This is a genomic window from Streptomyces sp. NPDC002619, assembly GCF_042889305.1.
Lineage (GTDB): Bacteria > Actinomycetota > Actinomycetes > Streptomycetales > Streptomycetaceae > Streptomyces.
In genome coordinates this window covers 711,893-725,837 of record NZ_JBIAQV010000001.1, presented here as the reverse complement: position 1 = coordinate 725,837, position 13,945 = coordinate 711,893, and the positions used below count along the sequence as shown (strand labels likewise).

Annotated in this window: 12 protein-coding genes and 1 pseudogene; 4 read left to right on the top strand and 9 right to left on the bottom strand. The window is 72.2% G+C overall.

Annotation, left to right across the window (positions count from 1 at the left end):
• Nucleotides 1–192 precede the first annotated feature (192 nt).
• Together ACFYXB_RS03555 and dapE are read right to left on the bottom strand one after the other, a co-directional pair.
• The gene (locus ACFYXB_RS03555) at nt 193–951 is read right to left on the bottom strand and encodes a TIGR00730 family Rossman fold protein (protein WP_389577251.1); all 759 of its coding nucleotides are present in this window, start codon (nt 949–951) and stop codon (nt 193–195) included.
• A 109-nt stretch (nt 952–1,060) separates the two neighbouring features.
• Entirely contained in the window at nt 1,061–2,140 is a 1,080-nt protein-coding gene (gene dapE / locus ACFYXB_RS03550; RefSeq protein ID WP_389577249.1) for a succinyl-diaminopimelate desuccinylase, read from the bottom strand.
• A gap of 95 nt (nt 2,141–2,235) precedes the next feature.
• Between dapE and ACFYXB_RS03545 the strand changes: the two genes are divergently transcribed.
• Nucleotides 2,236–3,273, top strand: a complete 1,038-nt coding sequence (locus ACFYXB_RS03545; RefSeq protein ID WP_389577247.1) for a heavy metal transporter — start codon at nt 2,236–2,238, stop codon at nt 3,271–3,273.
• A gap of 341 nt (nt 3,274–3,614) precedes the next feature.
• A complete protein-coding gene (locus ACFYXB_RS03540; RefSeq protein ID WP_389577245.1) occupies nt 3,615–4,061 on the top strand; it encodes an ATP-binding protein in 447 nt (148 codons plus the stop codon).
• A gap of 125 nt (nt 4,062–4,186) precedes the next feature.
• On the opposite strand, the gene ACFYXB_RS03535 is transcribed toward ACFYXB_RS03540, so the two are convergent.
• Both ACFYXB_RS03535 and fdxA read right to left on the bottom strand, forming a co-directional pair.
• Nucleotides 4,187–5,338: a bifunctional succinyldiaminopimelate transaminase/glutamate-prephenate aminotransferase gene (locus tag ACFYXB_RS03535; RefSeq protein WP_389577450.1), complete on the bottom strand. Its 1,152-nt coding sequence runs from the start codon at nt 5,336–5,338 to the stop codon at nt 4,187–4,189.
• A gap of 111 nt (nt 5,339–5,449) precedes the next feature.
• Nucleotides 5,450–5,770, bottom strand: coding sequence for a ferredoxin (gene fdxA / locus ACFYXB_RS03530; protein WP_030929316.1), 321 nt, complete (start codon nt 5,768–5,770; stop codon nt 5,450–5,452).
• Between the two features lie 140 nt (nt 5,771–5,910).
• Between fdxA and ACFYXB_RS03525 the strand changes: the two are divergent.
• Both ACFYXB_RS03525 and ACFYXB_RS03520 read left to right on the top strand, forming a co-directional pair.
• A pseudogene (locus tag ACFYXB_RS03525) lies at nt 5,911–6,912 on the top strand (GNAT family N-acetyltransferase); the annotation flags it as partial.
• Between the two features lie 356 nt (nt 6,913–7,268).
• Nucleotides 7,269–8,120 carry a tetratricopeptide repeat protein gene (locus ACFYXB_RS03520; protein ID WP_389577243.1) on the top strand — a complete coding sequence of 284 codons (852 nt, stop codon included), beginning with the start codon at nt 7,269–7,271 and terminating at the stop codon, nt 8,118–8,120.
• A 4-nt stretch (nt 8,121–8,124) separates the two neighbouring features.
• Here the strand turns inward: ACFYXB_RS03520 and ACFYXB_RS03515 are convergent, their stop codons facing one another.
• The 5 genes from ACFYXB_RS03515 to ACFYXB_RS03495 form a co-directional block, all read right to left on the bottom strand.
• A complete protein-coding gene (locus ACFYXB_RS03515; RefSeq protein WP_351343999.1) occupies nt 8,125–8,739 on the bottom strand; it encodes a response regulator transcription factor in 615 nt (204 codons plus the stop codon).
• Nucleotides 8,736–9,929 (bottom strand): sensor histidine kinase, encoded by a 1,194-nt coding sequence (locus ACFYXB_RS03510; RefSeq protein WP_389577448.1) that lies wholly within the window; start codon nt 9,927–9,929, stop codon nt 8,736–8,738. Before ACFYXB_RS03510 ends, ACFYXB_RS03515 begins: the two co-directional genes overlap by 4 nt.
• Nucleotides 9,930–9,934: 5 nt before the next feature.
• Nucleotides 9,935–10,675: an ABC transporter permease gene (locus tag ACFYXB_RS03505; protein WP_351344002.1), complete on the bottom strand. Its 741-nt coding sequence runs from the start codon at nt 10,673–10,675 to the stop codon at nt 9,935–9,937.
• Entirely contained in the window at nt 10,672–11,583 is a 912-nt protein-coding gene (locus tag ACFYXB_RS03500; protein ID WP_389577241.1) for an ABC transporter ATP-binding protein, read from the bottom strand. The genes ACFYXB_RS03505 and ACFYXB_RS03500 overlap by 4 nt, the downstream gene beginning before the upstream one ends.
• Before the next feature lie 137 nt (nt 11,584–11,720).
• Nucleotides 11,721–13,892 (bottom strand): hypothetical protein, encoded by a 2,172-nt coding sequence (locus tag ACFYXB_RS03495; protein WP_389577239.1) that lies wholly within the window; start codon nt 13,890–13,892, stop codon nt 11,721–11,723.
• Nucleotides 13,893–13,945 lie beyond the last annotated feature (53 nt).

Sequence of the window (13,945 nt, the reverse complement as noted above, 5' to 3'; positions counted from 1 at the left end):
GCCCCGCATGTGCTCGAGGCCCGACCCGACCCGCTCTGAGGGCTCCGGGGCACCCCGCGACCCGCGCTGGGGCTCTCCGCCCCGGCGCGCGGAAATCAGGCCGTCCGTCGTTTGCGGACGAGGCCGTTCAGGGCGATCCGGGGCGGGGCAGCCGGCGGCGCCCTCCCCGGGACCGTCCGCCGAAGCCCAGCGCTAGCGTGCCGCCTCCTTGGAGACCAGGGCCACCGCCTCCGCCACGTCGTCCGTGACGTGGAACAGGAGGAGGTCCTTTTCCGAAGCCTTGCCCGTGGCCACCAGGGTGTTCTTCAGCCAGGTGACCAGGCCGCCCCAGTACTCGCTGCCGAAGAGGACGATCGGGAAGCGGGTGACCTTCTGGGTCTGGACCAGGGTGAGGGCCTCGAAGAGTTCGTCAAGGGTGCCCAGGCCGCCGGGGAGCACCACGAAGCCCTGCGCGTACTTCACGAACATCATCTTGCGGACGAAGAAGTAGCGGAAGTTGAGGCCGATGTCGACGTAGGGGTTGAGGCCCTGCTCGAAGGGGAGCTCGATGCCGAGGCCGACCGAGAGGCCGCCCGCCTCCAGCGCGCCCCTGTTGGCCGCCTCCATCGCACCCGGGCCGCCGCCCGTGATGACCGCCCAGCCCGCTTCCACCAGACCGCGGCCGAGCCGCACGCCGGTGTCGTACTCCGGTGAGTGCACAGCCGTACGCGCCGAGCCGAACACACTGATCGCGGGCGGGAGTTCGGCCAGCGTGCCGAAGCCCTCGATGAACTCCGACTGGATGCGCAGTACGCGCCAGGGGTCCGTGTGGACCCAGTCCGAGGGGCCGCCCGCGTCCAGCAGCCGCTGGTCCGTCGTGCTGGCCGTCACCTGGCCGCGCCGGCGGAGGACCGGTCCCAGCCGCTGCTCCTCCGGAGGCTGCTTCTTGCCCTCGGGGTTGCCAGTAGCCATGTGCGCTCCCTCCACTTGCAGGACGTTCCGGGTCAGCGTAGATCGACGCCGGTTACGGGCGGGGGACCTGGGCGTGTCCGCAATGGAGCACGCTCCCCCCGTCCACGGCTCAGCTTGTCAGCCACGCGCGCAGGCGTTCCTCGCCCGCCAGGATCTTTCCGGTTTCTACCCGTTCGTCCCGCTTGTGCGCCAAGTGCGGGTTGCCGGGGCCGTAGTTGACCGCGGGGATTCCCAGGGACGCGAAACGGGAGACGTCCGTCCAGCCGTACTTCGGCTGCGGGGTGCCCCCGACCGCCTCGATGAACGCCGCCGCGGCCGGGTGCGACAGGCCCGGGAGCGCTCCGCCGCTGTGGTCGTCCACCACGAACTCCTCCACCCCGCAGTCCGCGAAGACCTCCCGGACATGGGCGATCGCCTCGTCCTCGGTGCGGTCTGGCGCATAGCGGAAGTTGACCGTCACGACGCACTCGTCGGGGATGACGTTGCCCGCGACCCCTCCGCCGACGCCGACCGCGTTCAGGCCCTCGCGGTACTCCAGGCCGTCGATCACGGGGTAGCGCGGCTCGTAGGCGGCAAGACGGGCCAGAATGGGGGCCGCCGCGTGGATCGCGTTCGCGCCCATCCAGCTGCGCGCCGAGTGGGCACGCTCGCCCGTGGTCTTCAGCAGCACGCGCAGCGTGCCCTGGCAGCCGCCCTCGACCTCGCCGTCCGAGGGCTCGAGGAGCACCGCGAAGTCGCCCTCCAGCCAATCCGGGTGGGCCTCGGCGACGTGCTTGAGGCCGTTCAGCTCCGCCGCGACCTCCTCGTTGTCGTAGAAGACGAAGGTCAGGTCGCGATTGGGGGCGGGGACCGTCGCCGCGATGCGCAGCTGCACCGCGGCGCCCGACTTCATGTCGCAGGTGCCGCAGCCCCACAGGACGCCGTCCTCGTCCAGCCGTGAGGGGACGTTGTCGGCGATGGGGACCGTGTCGATGTGACCGGCCAGGATCACCCGCTCCGACCGGCCGAGGTTCGTCCGGGCGATCACGTTGTTGCCGAACCGGTCGACGGCGAGGTGCGGCAGGGCGCGCAGGGCGGCCTCGATGGCGTCCGAGAGCGGCTTCTCCGTGCCGCTCTCCGAGGGGAAGTCGACGAGCTGCGCGGTGAGCGCGGCGGCGTCCAGCGTGAGGTCAAGCGTGGTGTCGGCCATGGTCCCGACCCTAACGCGCCAGCCCCGCACACCGGCTGCGTACCGGGCGGCACACCCGCCGCAGACGACTCAGGCGCCTCCAGTACCTTGTACGCGTGCCAGAGCCGTCCCCCACCTCTCCCAAGCGTCGTCGAGGCCGTCTCTTCCGTTTCGGCGCGGCCCTCGTGGTCCTGTTCGCCCTCGCGGGCTATCTCGTGGTGCAGTACGTCACGGGAGGAACGAGCGCTCCGGGCTGCAAGGTGGTCTCCGGCAGAGCCGACGGGAAGGCGTACGAGTTCACGCCGGAGCAGGCGGTGAACGCGGCGACGATCGCCGCCGTCGGCACCGGGCGTGGCATGCCGCAGCGGGCCGTGACCATCGCGCTGGCGACCGCGCTGCAGGAGTCGGGACTGCGCAACATAGAGCACGGCGACCGGGACTCGCTGGGCCTGTTCCAGCAACGGCCCTCGCAGGGCTGGGGCACCGAGAAGCAGATCATGGACCCGACGTACGCGGCGGGCATCTTCTACGAGCACCTGACCAAGGTGCCGGACTACAAGGACCTCCCTCTGACTGTCGCCGCGCAGCGCGTGCAGCGCAGCGGCTATCCGGAGGCGTACGCCAAGCACGAGCCGGACGCCGAGCTGCTGGCCGCGGCACTGACCGGGCGTACGGCGGCGTCGCTGACCTGCGAAGGTCGCCCGAGGACCGAGACGGCAACCTCCGCCGACACCGGCACCGGCACGAGCGCCGAGGCCGCGGTGACGGCCACCGGTCCGGACGCCGTACGGGCCGCGCTGGTACGGGACTTCGGGCGCGACGCGCTCCAGGAGGCCGGTGCGGAGGTGGGCGGCGCGCCGACGCCGACGCCCACGCCGAGCGTGACCGCCGAGGCACGGGGGCGGACCGTGACGGTACCGGTTCCGGACGACGCAAAGGCCGACGCGGCCGGACGCAGTGAGCGGGAGCGCGGTTGGCAGCTGGCGCACTGGGCGGTCGCCAACTCCGCGGCGCTGCACATCCGGCAGGTGGTGTACGCCGGGCGGGAGTGGGCCGCCGGGAGCACGGACAGCGCGTGGCGCAGCAGCGCCGGGGCGGGCGCGGACGGTGCGGAGAAGTCGGCGGGGTCCGTCCGGATCGTGACCGGGCAGTAGTACGAGGGGTCGCCCTCAGGAGTTACGGCGGGTAGGTCTTGGCCTGGGGTGCGCAGGTTTTCGTGCGGTCACTCTCGTGATCGCGAAAGCCCTTGGAAACACAGGGGCGTAAGGATCCTGCAGCTGCTCACTCCGGGCGCCCTTTGCCCGTTTTTATCCACACCCGATAATGCGATGCGTTATCAATTCTTTACCTTTGGGCTCCGCAACCTTCCCGGGCTTCGAGCGGTAGTCAGTGCGTCCGAGCCCGGACGATCACGACGTGAGGATCAACTGCCGGGCGCAGCAGGACAGTTCACCGTTCTTATCGATCTCATCGTTCTCCCGTCGAATGGAGCATCATGTCCCTCCCCCTGACCCGCCGGATCGCCCGTGCCGCGCTGCTCGTCGCAGCGGGAGCGGCCGCCGGGGTCGGTGCGGCCGGCTCCGCCGGCGCTGCGCCGAGCCTCCCGGCCACCCCGAACCTCGACGGGCTGACCGCCCTGGACACGGCGAGCGTCGGCAATACCGTCGACGGCGCGGCGCAGCACGTCACCGAGGTCGCCGGTGACACCGGCAGCAAGGCGGTCGAGAAGGCCGTACCGGCCGCGGGCAAGACCGGCAGCAAGGCCGTGAAGAAGGCGGCGCCCGCGGCACAGAAGGCCGCGGGCGCGGCGGCCGGGTCTGCCGCGGGCATCCTCGGGGACGCGGCCGGTTCGGTGACGAAGGGCGGACTGCCGACGGATTCCCTCACGAAGGGCGGACTGCCGACGTCGTCGCTGCCGCTCAAGGGTCTGCCGCTCGGCTAGCGCCTGGCTTTGGCCGGTGGCGGGGTCCAGGGGGTTCCCTGGACCCCGTTCTTGTGTGCTCGTCATCGGCAGGGGGCGCCGGTGTTCTCCGGTGCCCGGCACAAGGCTCATGGCCGACGCTGTGACTACTTGGTCAGCCGCTTTACCGCTGCCGCCACCCGTTCGTCCGTTGCCGTCAGGGCCACCCGTACGAACTTTTCGCCTGCCGTGCCGTAGAAGTCGCCCGGGGCGACCAGGATTCCTCGGTCGGCCAGGTGGGAGACCGTGGTCCAGCAGGACTCGTCTCGGGTTGCCCAGAGGTAGAGGCTGGCCTCGCTGTGTTCGATGCGGAAGCCGTGGGCGAGGAGGGCCTCGCGCAGGGCGGTGCGGCGGGTCGCGTAGCGTTCGCGCTGTTCGCGGACGTGGGTGTCGTCGGACAGGGCCGCGACGACCGCCGCCTGAGTGGGTGCCGACGTCATCATGCCGCCGTGCTTGCGGATCTCCAGGAGAGGGCCCAGGACCGCCGGGTCGCCCGCGAGGAAGGCCGCGCGGTAGCCCGCGAGGTTGGAGCGCTTCGAGAGGGAGTGGACCGCGACGATGCCGTCGTACGAGCCGCCGTTCACATCGGGGTGCAGGACCGAGACCGGGTCGGCCTCCCAGCCCAGTTCGAGGTAGCACTCGTCGGAGAAGAGCAGGACGTCGTGCTCGCGGGCCCAGGCCACGGTCCGCTTCAGCTCCTCCGTGCTCAGCACCTTGCCCGTCGGGTTTGAGGGGGAGTTCAGCCAGAGCAGCTTCAGGTTCGCCGGGTCCAGGGCCGTCGGATCGTCGTAGACCTCGTACTCGGCGCGGGCCAGGCGGGCGCCGACCTCGTACGTCGGGTAGGCCAGGCGCGGGTACGCGACCCTGTCGCCGGGGCCGAGGCCGAGCTGGGTGGGGAGCCAGGCGACGAGTTCCTTGGAGCCGACGATCGGCAGAACGTGGTGGTGGGTGACCCCGCGGGCGCCCAGACGGCGCTCCAGCCAGCCCGTGATCGCGTCGCGCAGCGCCGGGGTGCCCCAGACCGTCGGGTAGCCCGGGGAGTCGGCCGCGTCGATCAGGGCCTTCTGGATCAGCTCGGGGACCGGGTCGACGGGGGTGCCGACGGAGAGGTCGACGATGCCGTCCGGGTGCGCTGCGGCCGTCTTCTTGTACGGCTCCAGCTTGTCCCAGGGGAAGATCGGAAGGCGGTCGCGAAGCGACTCATTGGAAGGGTGGTGGCGGGCGACGGGCGGGGGGTCGGAGACTGCGGACACGGGAATCTGGCTCACTTTCGTCAGTACGGCAAACGCCTCGGTCCCGTGCGGCCGTGATCGGGGGGCGATCAGGCCGCACGGGACCGAGGCGGCACGAGTACGCGGGCCGCTTGAGGGTTACTCGGCCTGCGGCGGGAGCGCGGCGATGAACGGGTGGTCACGCTCGATCAAGCCGAGCTTGCTGGCGCCGCCGGGAGAGCCGAGTTCGTCGAAGAACTCGACGTTCGCCTTGTAGTAGTCCTTCCACTCCTCCGGAGTGTCGTCCTCGTAGAAGATCGCCTCGACCGGGCAGACCGGCTCACAGGCACCACAGTCGACGCATTCGTCCGGGTGGATGTACAAGGACCGCTGGCCCTCGTAGATGCAGTCGACCGGACACTCCTCGATGCACGCCTTGTCCTTGACGTCGACACAAGGCTGCGCAATGACGTAGGTCACGCTGTCGTTCCTCCTCGATAGGGCGCTGGCGGGCCTCCTCAGGCCCGCCGCCTGGGCGCGCGGAAACGCGGCGTCGTCGATGCCCGCCTCTAGTATCTCCGTTCTTGGGCATGATCCGAACAGGAGGGGTGAACTGACCTGTGGAAATCTCTGCTGCCGGGCGATTCGAGGTCCGTATCACCGCTGCTGACGTGGGCAAACGAGTCTCCGTACGGCGCTTGAGCGAACTTGATCGCCCGGGGGACAAGTTCACCGACACGGTGGGGGTTCTCACATCGTGGGACGACGGTGTGCTGCTGATCACACGGAAGGACGGGGAGGCCGTCCGGATCGCGGAGTCCTTGCTGGTCGCGGGCAAGGTCGTTCCCGCCGCTCCGGCGCGCCGGCGTGGTCCCGCGGCCACCTATGAGGAGCTGGCGCGGATCGCCTCGCGGGCGTGGCGGCCGGTGGAGAGCGAGTGGCTCGGTGGGTGGGAACTGCGGGCCGCCGGCGGGTTCACCCGGCGGGCCAACAGCGTGCTGCCGCTCGGCGACCCGGGCCTTCCACTCGACGCGGCACTGGAAGCCGTACGACGCTGGTACGGCGGGCGCGGACTGCCCGCGTACATCCAGACCGCGACCGGCGCGGAGAGCACGCAGGAACTGCTCTGCGCGGAGCTCGAGCGGCGCGGCTGGGTGCGCGAGGTGACCGCCGAGCTGTGGACGGGCGCACTGGCACCGGTCGCGGACCGGGCCGAGGGTGCCGGGGTGGTCCTGTCCCGCGTGGCGGACGAGGCGTGGCTGGCCGGGTATCAGCGCAAGGGGGTGAGCGAGGTGGCCCTGCGGGTGCTGGGGAGCGGTCCTTCGGTGTGGTTCGCGAGCGTGCCCGGTGCGGGCCGGGGTGCCCCCGCCGCGATCGGGCGGTGTGTCGTGGACGGGCGGTGGGCCGGGTTCGCCGCCGTCGAGGTGGATCCGGCCGTACGACGCCGGGGGCTGGCCACCGAGGTGATGGCCGCGCTGGCCCGGCGCGCGCTGGAGGAGGGCGCCTCGGCCGCCTGGCTCCAGGTCGAGACGGACAACGCGGGAGCACGGGCGCTGTACGCCAGGATGGGCTTCGCGGCGCACCACGCGTACCACCACTACCGCGAGCCTGACGTGGACGGGCCGGACGCCGTCGACCACGTCCGCGAGCCGGACGCCATCGGCCGCCGCCGCGAGCCGGACGCCGTCACCCACCACCGCGAGCCCGACCCCACCGCTCGCCACCGCGAGCCCGACCCCACCGCTCGCCACCGCGCGCCCGACCCCGTCGCCCACTCCGACGAACCCGACACCACCGGCGACCACCGCGAGCCCAACACCTTCGCCCACCACCGCGAGCCGCGCGCCGTCAGCCACCACCGCGAGCCCGACGCCGTCGCCGACGCCCCCGCGCCCGACCCCGTCGCCCACCACCGCGAGCCGGACGCCGTAGCCACTGACCGGCCGCGCGGATCGTCGTGAAAAGGCACAGGTCCGTCATGCCTCCGCCCTACCCCCCGCCCCCGGAACGGTCCGCCGAGCTGCGGCTGCGGTTCGGGGACGAAGCGCGGTCCGAGCGGCCCGATCTGTCGGCGCTGTGCCTGTTGATCGGCGCGGAGGCGGACGGGTCGCTGGACGAGGCCGGTATCGATGCCGCGCAGCTGGAGCTGGACCGGCTGGCGGGGCAGTTGCCGTACCGGCCCGGTGGGCCGCTCGCCTGGGCCAACGCCACGCACCAGCTGCTCGGCGTGCGCTGCGAGTTCGGTGGCGTTCCGGCGGACTACCAGCGGCTGGAGTCGTCGTTGCTGCACCAGGTGCTGCGGCGTCGGCGCGGGCTGCCGATCCTGCTGTCGGTGGTGTGGATGGAGGTGGCCAGGCGGGCCGGGGCCCCGGTGTACGGGGTCGCGCTGCCGGGGCACTTCGTCGTCGGGTTCGGGGAGGCTCAGGAGCAGGTGCTGGCCGATCCGTTCCGTGGGGGGCGGGTGCTCACAGGGACGGATGCCGAGCTGCTGGTCGCGGGGGCCACGGGCGCTCCGCTGCACGCGTCGATGCTCGTGCCCGCCGCTCCCGTCGATGTCGTACGGCGGATTCTGAACAACATCCGGGCGTGGGCCGCCGCGCGGCCGGAACGGTCCGATGTCGCCCTGTGGGCCGTGGAGTTGTCCCTGCTGCTGCCCTCGCATCCGGCCCGGCTGCGCTACGAGCGGGCGCAACTGCTCGTGCAGCGTGGTGAGTTCCTGACGGGAGCCGCGGAACTGGACGCCTACGCGGAACTGGTGTCGGTGGTCGACGAACCTACCGCGCAGCGCGTGCGACGGCAGGCGAACGCGGCCCGCGCCAAGCTCAACTGAGCGGCTACAGCCAGCCCTTTTCGCGTGCCGTGCGGACCGCCTCCGCCCTGTTGCGGACCGCCAGTTTCTGGATGGCCGTCGAGAGGTAGTTGCGGACCGTGCCCTGGGACAGGTGCAGGGTCCTGGCCAGTTCCGCGTTGGTCGAGCCGTCGGCCGCCGCGCGGAGGACCTCGCGTTCGCGGTCGGTGAGGGGATTGGCGCCCTCGGCCAGGGCCGCCGCGGCAAGGGTGGGGTCGATGACCCGCTCGCCGGCGAGGACCTTGCGTACCGCTTCGGCGAGTTGGGCGGCGGGCGCGTCCTTGACCAGGAAGGCGTCGGCGCCCGCCTCCATGGCGCTGCGCAGATAGCCGGGGCGACCGAAGGTGGTGAGGACGACGAGCTTCAACGCCGGGAACTCCCGGTGGAGTTCGGCCGCCGCCTCGATACCCGTGCAGCCCGGCATCTCGATGTCGAGCAGCGCCACGTCCACGTCGTGCTCCCGCGCGGCGGCCAGTACCTCGTCGCCGCGCGCGACCTGGGCGACGACCTCGATGTCGTCCTCCAGGCCGAGCAGGGCGGCCAGGGCCTCACGGACCATCGACTGGTCCTCGGCGAGGAGGACCTTGATCGTGCTGCTCATGCCCCGGATCCTACGTCCGCCGCCGTGGCCGCGGGCACGCGGGCGACGAGCCGGAAGCCGTGCCTGACGCGGCCCGCCTCCAGGGTGCCGCCGACCTTCTCCAGGCGCTCGGTCAGACCGGTGAGCCCGTTGCCGGGCCCTTTGCCGGAGCCGCCGGATCCGTCGTCCTCGACGGAGAGTTCGAGGACCGGTCCGTCCAGGGTCTGGCGGCGCAGCACCTCCACCGTGCAGCGTCTGGCGCCGCTGTGCCGTACGACGTTGGTGACGGCCTCCCGCAGCGCCCAGGCGAGCACGGACTCGGCGTCCTCGGGAAGACCGGCGAGGTCCGGTTCGGCGGGGACGTGGGCGACGACGCCGGCGGCGGTCAGGGCGACCTGCGCGCCGGCGAGTTCGGCGGCCAGGCGCGGGCGCCGGTAGCCGGAGACCGCCTCGCGCACGTCGACCAGGGCCTGGCGGCTGACCTGTTCGATGTCGGCGACCTGCTGGGCCGCCTTGTCGGGGTGGCCGGGCAGCATCCGGCCCGCCAGCTCGCTCTTCAGCGTGATCAGGGAGAGCGAGTGACCGAGCAGATCGTGCAGGTCGCGGGCGAGGCGCAGGCGCTCCTCGTTGGCGGCGAGCTGGGCGACGGTCGCACGGGCCTTGCGCAACTCGATGGTCGTGCGGACGAGCTGGCCGACACCGGTCATCGCGAAGCCGATGAGGAGGAGGATCAGGATCAGGTCGCGGGCCATGCCCGGGCCCACGCGCCAGCCGACCAGGAGCATGAGCCCGCCCGTCGCCGGGACCGCCCAGTACGCCCCGCGCGGCGGGAGGGTGGCCCCGCAGGCGACGGAGACGTAGCAGAACAGGCCGAGCCACGCCGCGCCGAGCGTGAGGCACAGCACGCTCGCCAGCGCGCTCAGGATGAGGATCAGGACGATGACGAACCGCGGGCTGAACGGGGCGCCCATGTTGCGGAAGACCAGCGCCAGATAGGCCCCGACGAACACCGTGAGGCCCAGCGAGCCGGCCACGGTGCCGCCGGTGCTGTGGTCCCCGGCGACGAGGTCGTGGACCGGCGAGCTGAGGAAGACGAGCCAGACGCCGATCCACACCAGCTTGCGCAGCACCATGTCGCGCTGGTTGCGCGGCGGCTGTCCGATGGGGACCAGCGGCCCGCGCCTCGCCTCCCCTGTCAGGGGGTCCGTCATGATGCTCACGCCTTCAGCGTGTCCTTCCGGTACAACCAGGCCGCGCCGCCCGCGAACAGGACGAAGAAGACGGCGAGGATGGCGATGTCCTGGGCCTCGGGGGCCCGGCTCTGCTCGATGGCCCGCCCCAGGGCAGCGTACGCGTGCGTGGGCAGCCACTTCGCGATGTCCTGCAGCCACTGCGGGAAGGTCGTGCTCGGCATCCACAGGCCGCCCAGGATCGACAGCCCGAAGTAGGTGATCATCGTGATCGGGCGGACCGCGTCCCCGCTGGCCAGATAGCCGAGGGCGACCCCGAGGGCGGCGAAGACCAGGCTGCCGGCCCAGATGGCGCCGGTGAGGGCGAGCCACTGCCAGGCGTCGAGCCGTACGTCCTTCACGATCGCGGCGACGACGAAGACGATGACGATGGACGGCAGGCTCACCACGGCCGCGCTCGCGGTCTTCGCGAGGACATAGCCGTGCCCCGGCAGGGTGGTCAGCCGGAGCTGCCGTACCCAGCCGCTCTCGCGCTCCTTGGCGATGCGCTCGCTGTTGCCCATCAGGACGGCGGTGAGGGCGCCGAAGGAGGCCATGGAGACCATCATGTACGTCGCCACGGTCAGGCCGGTGCCGTCGACCCTGGCCGTGCGGCCCGCGTTGCCCGCGATGATCAGGAACAGCACCGACGGGTACATCACCGAGAAGAACAGGAACTTGCGGTTGCGCAGGGCTCGGACGAGTTCGAGCTTGATGAGACTGTTCATGACTGCCGGGCCTCCTCGGCCTCCGTGATGGCGACGAAGGCCTGCTCGAGCCCGAGCCCGGCGACTTCGAGATTGCGGGGGTAGACACCGAGGCCGTACAGGGCGTGCACGGTGGCGTCGGCATCGGTGGACTGGATGCGGACGGTCTGGCCGCTGACGTCGATGGAGGTGAGGAACGGGAGGGTCCGCAGGGGCTCCTCGTCGATGACGTCCTGCAGGTCGAACGACACCCGCCGCGCCCCCGCCTTCGCCTTGATCTCGGCCGCCGTGCCGTCGGCCAGCAGCCGCCCCCGGTGCAGCACGAACACGCGGTCGGCGATCGCGTCCGCCTCCTCCAGATAGTGCGTGGCGAACAGGACCGTACGGCCCTGGTCGGCCTGTTCGCGCATGGTGGCCCAGAAGGCCTGGCGGGCGGAGACGTCCATACCGGTGGTCGGTTCGTCCAGGACGATCAGATCGCTGTCGCCGGCGGTGGCGAGGGCGAAGCGGACGCGCTGGGACTGGCCGCCGGAGAGCTTGTTGACCTTGCGGTCGGCGATCTGCGCGATGCCGGCGCGGGCGAGGACATCGCCCGACTTGTACGGCTTCGGGTGCAGCGCGCAGGCGAGCCCGACCAGTTCGGCGACGGTGACCTCGTCCATCAGCCCGCCGCTCTGCAGCATCGCGCCGACCCGCCCGGCGACGATCGCCTCGCGCGGGCTGGTGCCGAAGACGCTCACCGTGCCGCTGTCGGGGTACTTGAGGCCGAGGAGCAGGTCGAGGGTGGTGGACTTGCCGGCCCCGTTCGGCCCGAGGAGCGCCACGGTCTCCCCCGGGTGCAGCCGGAGCGAGAGCCCGTCCACGGCCCGCACGCTCCCGTACACCTTGCTCACCTGGTCGAATCCGACCACCGAAGCTGTCGTTGTCATGACGTCCATGCTGGCGGCGGTGGCCCCGGGCTCGGCAGTGTCGGCGGTCCTGACTGCGGCATGACAGATGTCATACGGAGGCCGTGGCATGCGAAAGGGGCGCCCGGCCGTCACCGAGCGCCCCTTCGCGGGCCGTGTCAGTTCGGGTTCGTCTGGATGACCCCGACCCGGTTGGTCTTGCTCGTCAGTGCCGTGCGCAGGGCGACGTACACGTCCTGCGGCGTGACGGCCGTCTTCGAGCCGTTGGCACGGGTGATCTTCACGCCGTCGAAGGTCTGGCCGTACAGCGCCTTCAGGGCGTTCAGGTCGGGCTTGTCGACCAGCTTGCCGTCGACGGCCGTCACCTTGAGGAACTTCCACAGCGAGTTCTGCGGGCTGAACCGGATCGAGTGCACGGCATCGGTCTGCACGGTCACGTTGTCGGACATCGCCGGCTCGGCGAAGGCCTTCATCTCGCGGTCGACCTCGGCGTTGGAGACCGCCGGCTGTTGGGTCGTCGTGGGCACGGTCACCGGGGACGCCGTGCCGGTCTCCACCAGCGTGCGGTACGCCTGCGCGACCGCCGGGGTCGCCTGGGCGGCCGCGATGCCCTTGCCGGCCTTGCCGTAGACGGCGACAGCCTTGCCGGACTCGAACTTGATCGTGCCCTCGGTCACCGAGCCGGAGCCGCCGCCCGAGGCCTGCAGGGCCGCCTGGAGCTTCTCCTCGTCGACCGGCATGACGGGTTCGATCTCGCGCTGCTGACCGAAGAGCGAGCCGATCACGGTGACCGGGTTGTAGTCGCTCCTGGCGGCCTCGCCGACCGTGGCCTGGAAGTCGAACTGGAGCCCGGCCTTGTCCGGTTCGAGCTCGATCGTCTTCCCGTCCACGGACAGTTTCAGCGGCTTGTTGACGCTCCCGCCGAACGTGTCGTCGAGCTTCTTGACCGCGTCGTCGCGGGTGCCGCCGCCGATGTCGACGCCGAGCACGGTGGTGCCCTTGGGCACGTCGGTGTGGTTCATCAGCAGCCCGGCGCCGTAGGCACCGCCGACCACGACGACCGCGCCGACACCGAGCAGGACGAGCTTGCTGCGGCCCTTCTTCTTGGGCTTGGCGGCCGCGGGCACGTTCTGCGCGACCGGCTCGGGCAGCTTCGGGGGCGTGTGCGGCACGGGGCCGTCGGGGTGCGTGCCCGGGCCGAACGGCGAGGCGGCGCCGGACGGGACGACCGGGATGCCGCTGGTGACGGTGTGCCCGGAGATGTTGTCCGCCGGATTGCCGTAGCCGGGCGTGCCCTCCGGGGCCGGCTTCTGCGGGGTGAGGATCGCGGTGTCGTCGCTCAGGCCGCCGCCGGGGCCGAGGTTGGCGCCGGGGCCGGCATGCCTGCCGGGGCCGCCCGCGCCGCCGCCGGGCGGCACCATCGGGCCGTCGCCGGTGACCGGGCCGCTGGTCGGGCCGGCCGGACCGTTCGTGCCGCTGAAGCCGCCGGGGCCGCCGGGGGCACCCGGGCCGCCCTGGCCGTTCGTGCCGCCGGGGCCGCCCGGGCCGCCGCCGTTCTCCGAGAAGTACGGCAGGTCGTCTCGGCGCGGTTCGCCGGGGCCGCCCGTGCCGGGCCGCGAGCCACCGCCCAGCGGGCCCGCGGCGAGGGCCTCGGTGACGTCGAAGGAGCCGGTGCCGCCGCCATGGCCGGGGGCGACGGGTCCGCCGGTGGCACCGGGCAACCCGGCGCCGTTCGTACCGCCGGGGCGGGGACCGCCCGGCGCGCTCATGGAGCCGACGACCCCGCCGGGCCGGCCGGCGCCCGGACGGGCACCGCCGGGGGCGCTCGCGCCACCGGGCCGCGCACCGCCGGAGGCGCCCGGAGCGGCGCCCGCGGCGGCGGCTCCGGCCGCCGAACCGGCGGACGTCCCGGCGCCGTTCGTGCCCGTGCCGCCCTGACCGCCCTTGGCCGGGCCGGACTTGCGCGGCGCGAACCAGTCGCTGGTCTTGTCCTCGGCGGCCGGCGCGGCGGGCTCGGCGGGAGCCTCCGCGGCGGCCGGAGCCGAGGACGGCTGCGGGGCCGCGGCCGTGTCGTCGGCGGAGCCCTCGGCGTCCGCGACGGGCGTCCGCACGACGACCGGCGGGATGGGCCGCGATCCGGGGATGTTGATCCGGATCCGGGTCGTCAGCGTGGTCTCGGTCTTGCGTTCCTCCGGCTGCGCGGCCGCGCGGCCCGCGTCCGTGCCGTCGCCGGAAACCATGGGGGTCCCGTACGGCGGCGTGCCCGAGGGGTATGCGGCTCCGCCGCGCCCGTTGGGCCCGGAGGACGGAGTGTCAGTTTCACGACTCAAGGCAGGTTCTCCCGGTTGGCTCCGCCGCCCGTCTCGACGTTGCTCGGGCTGCT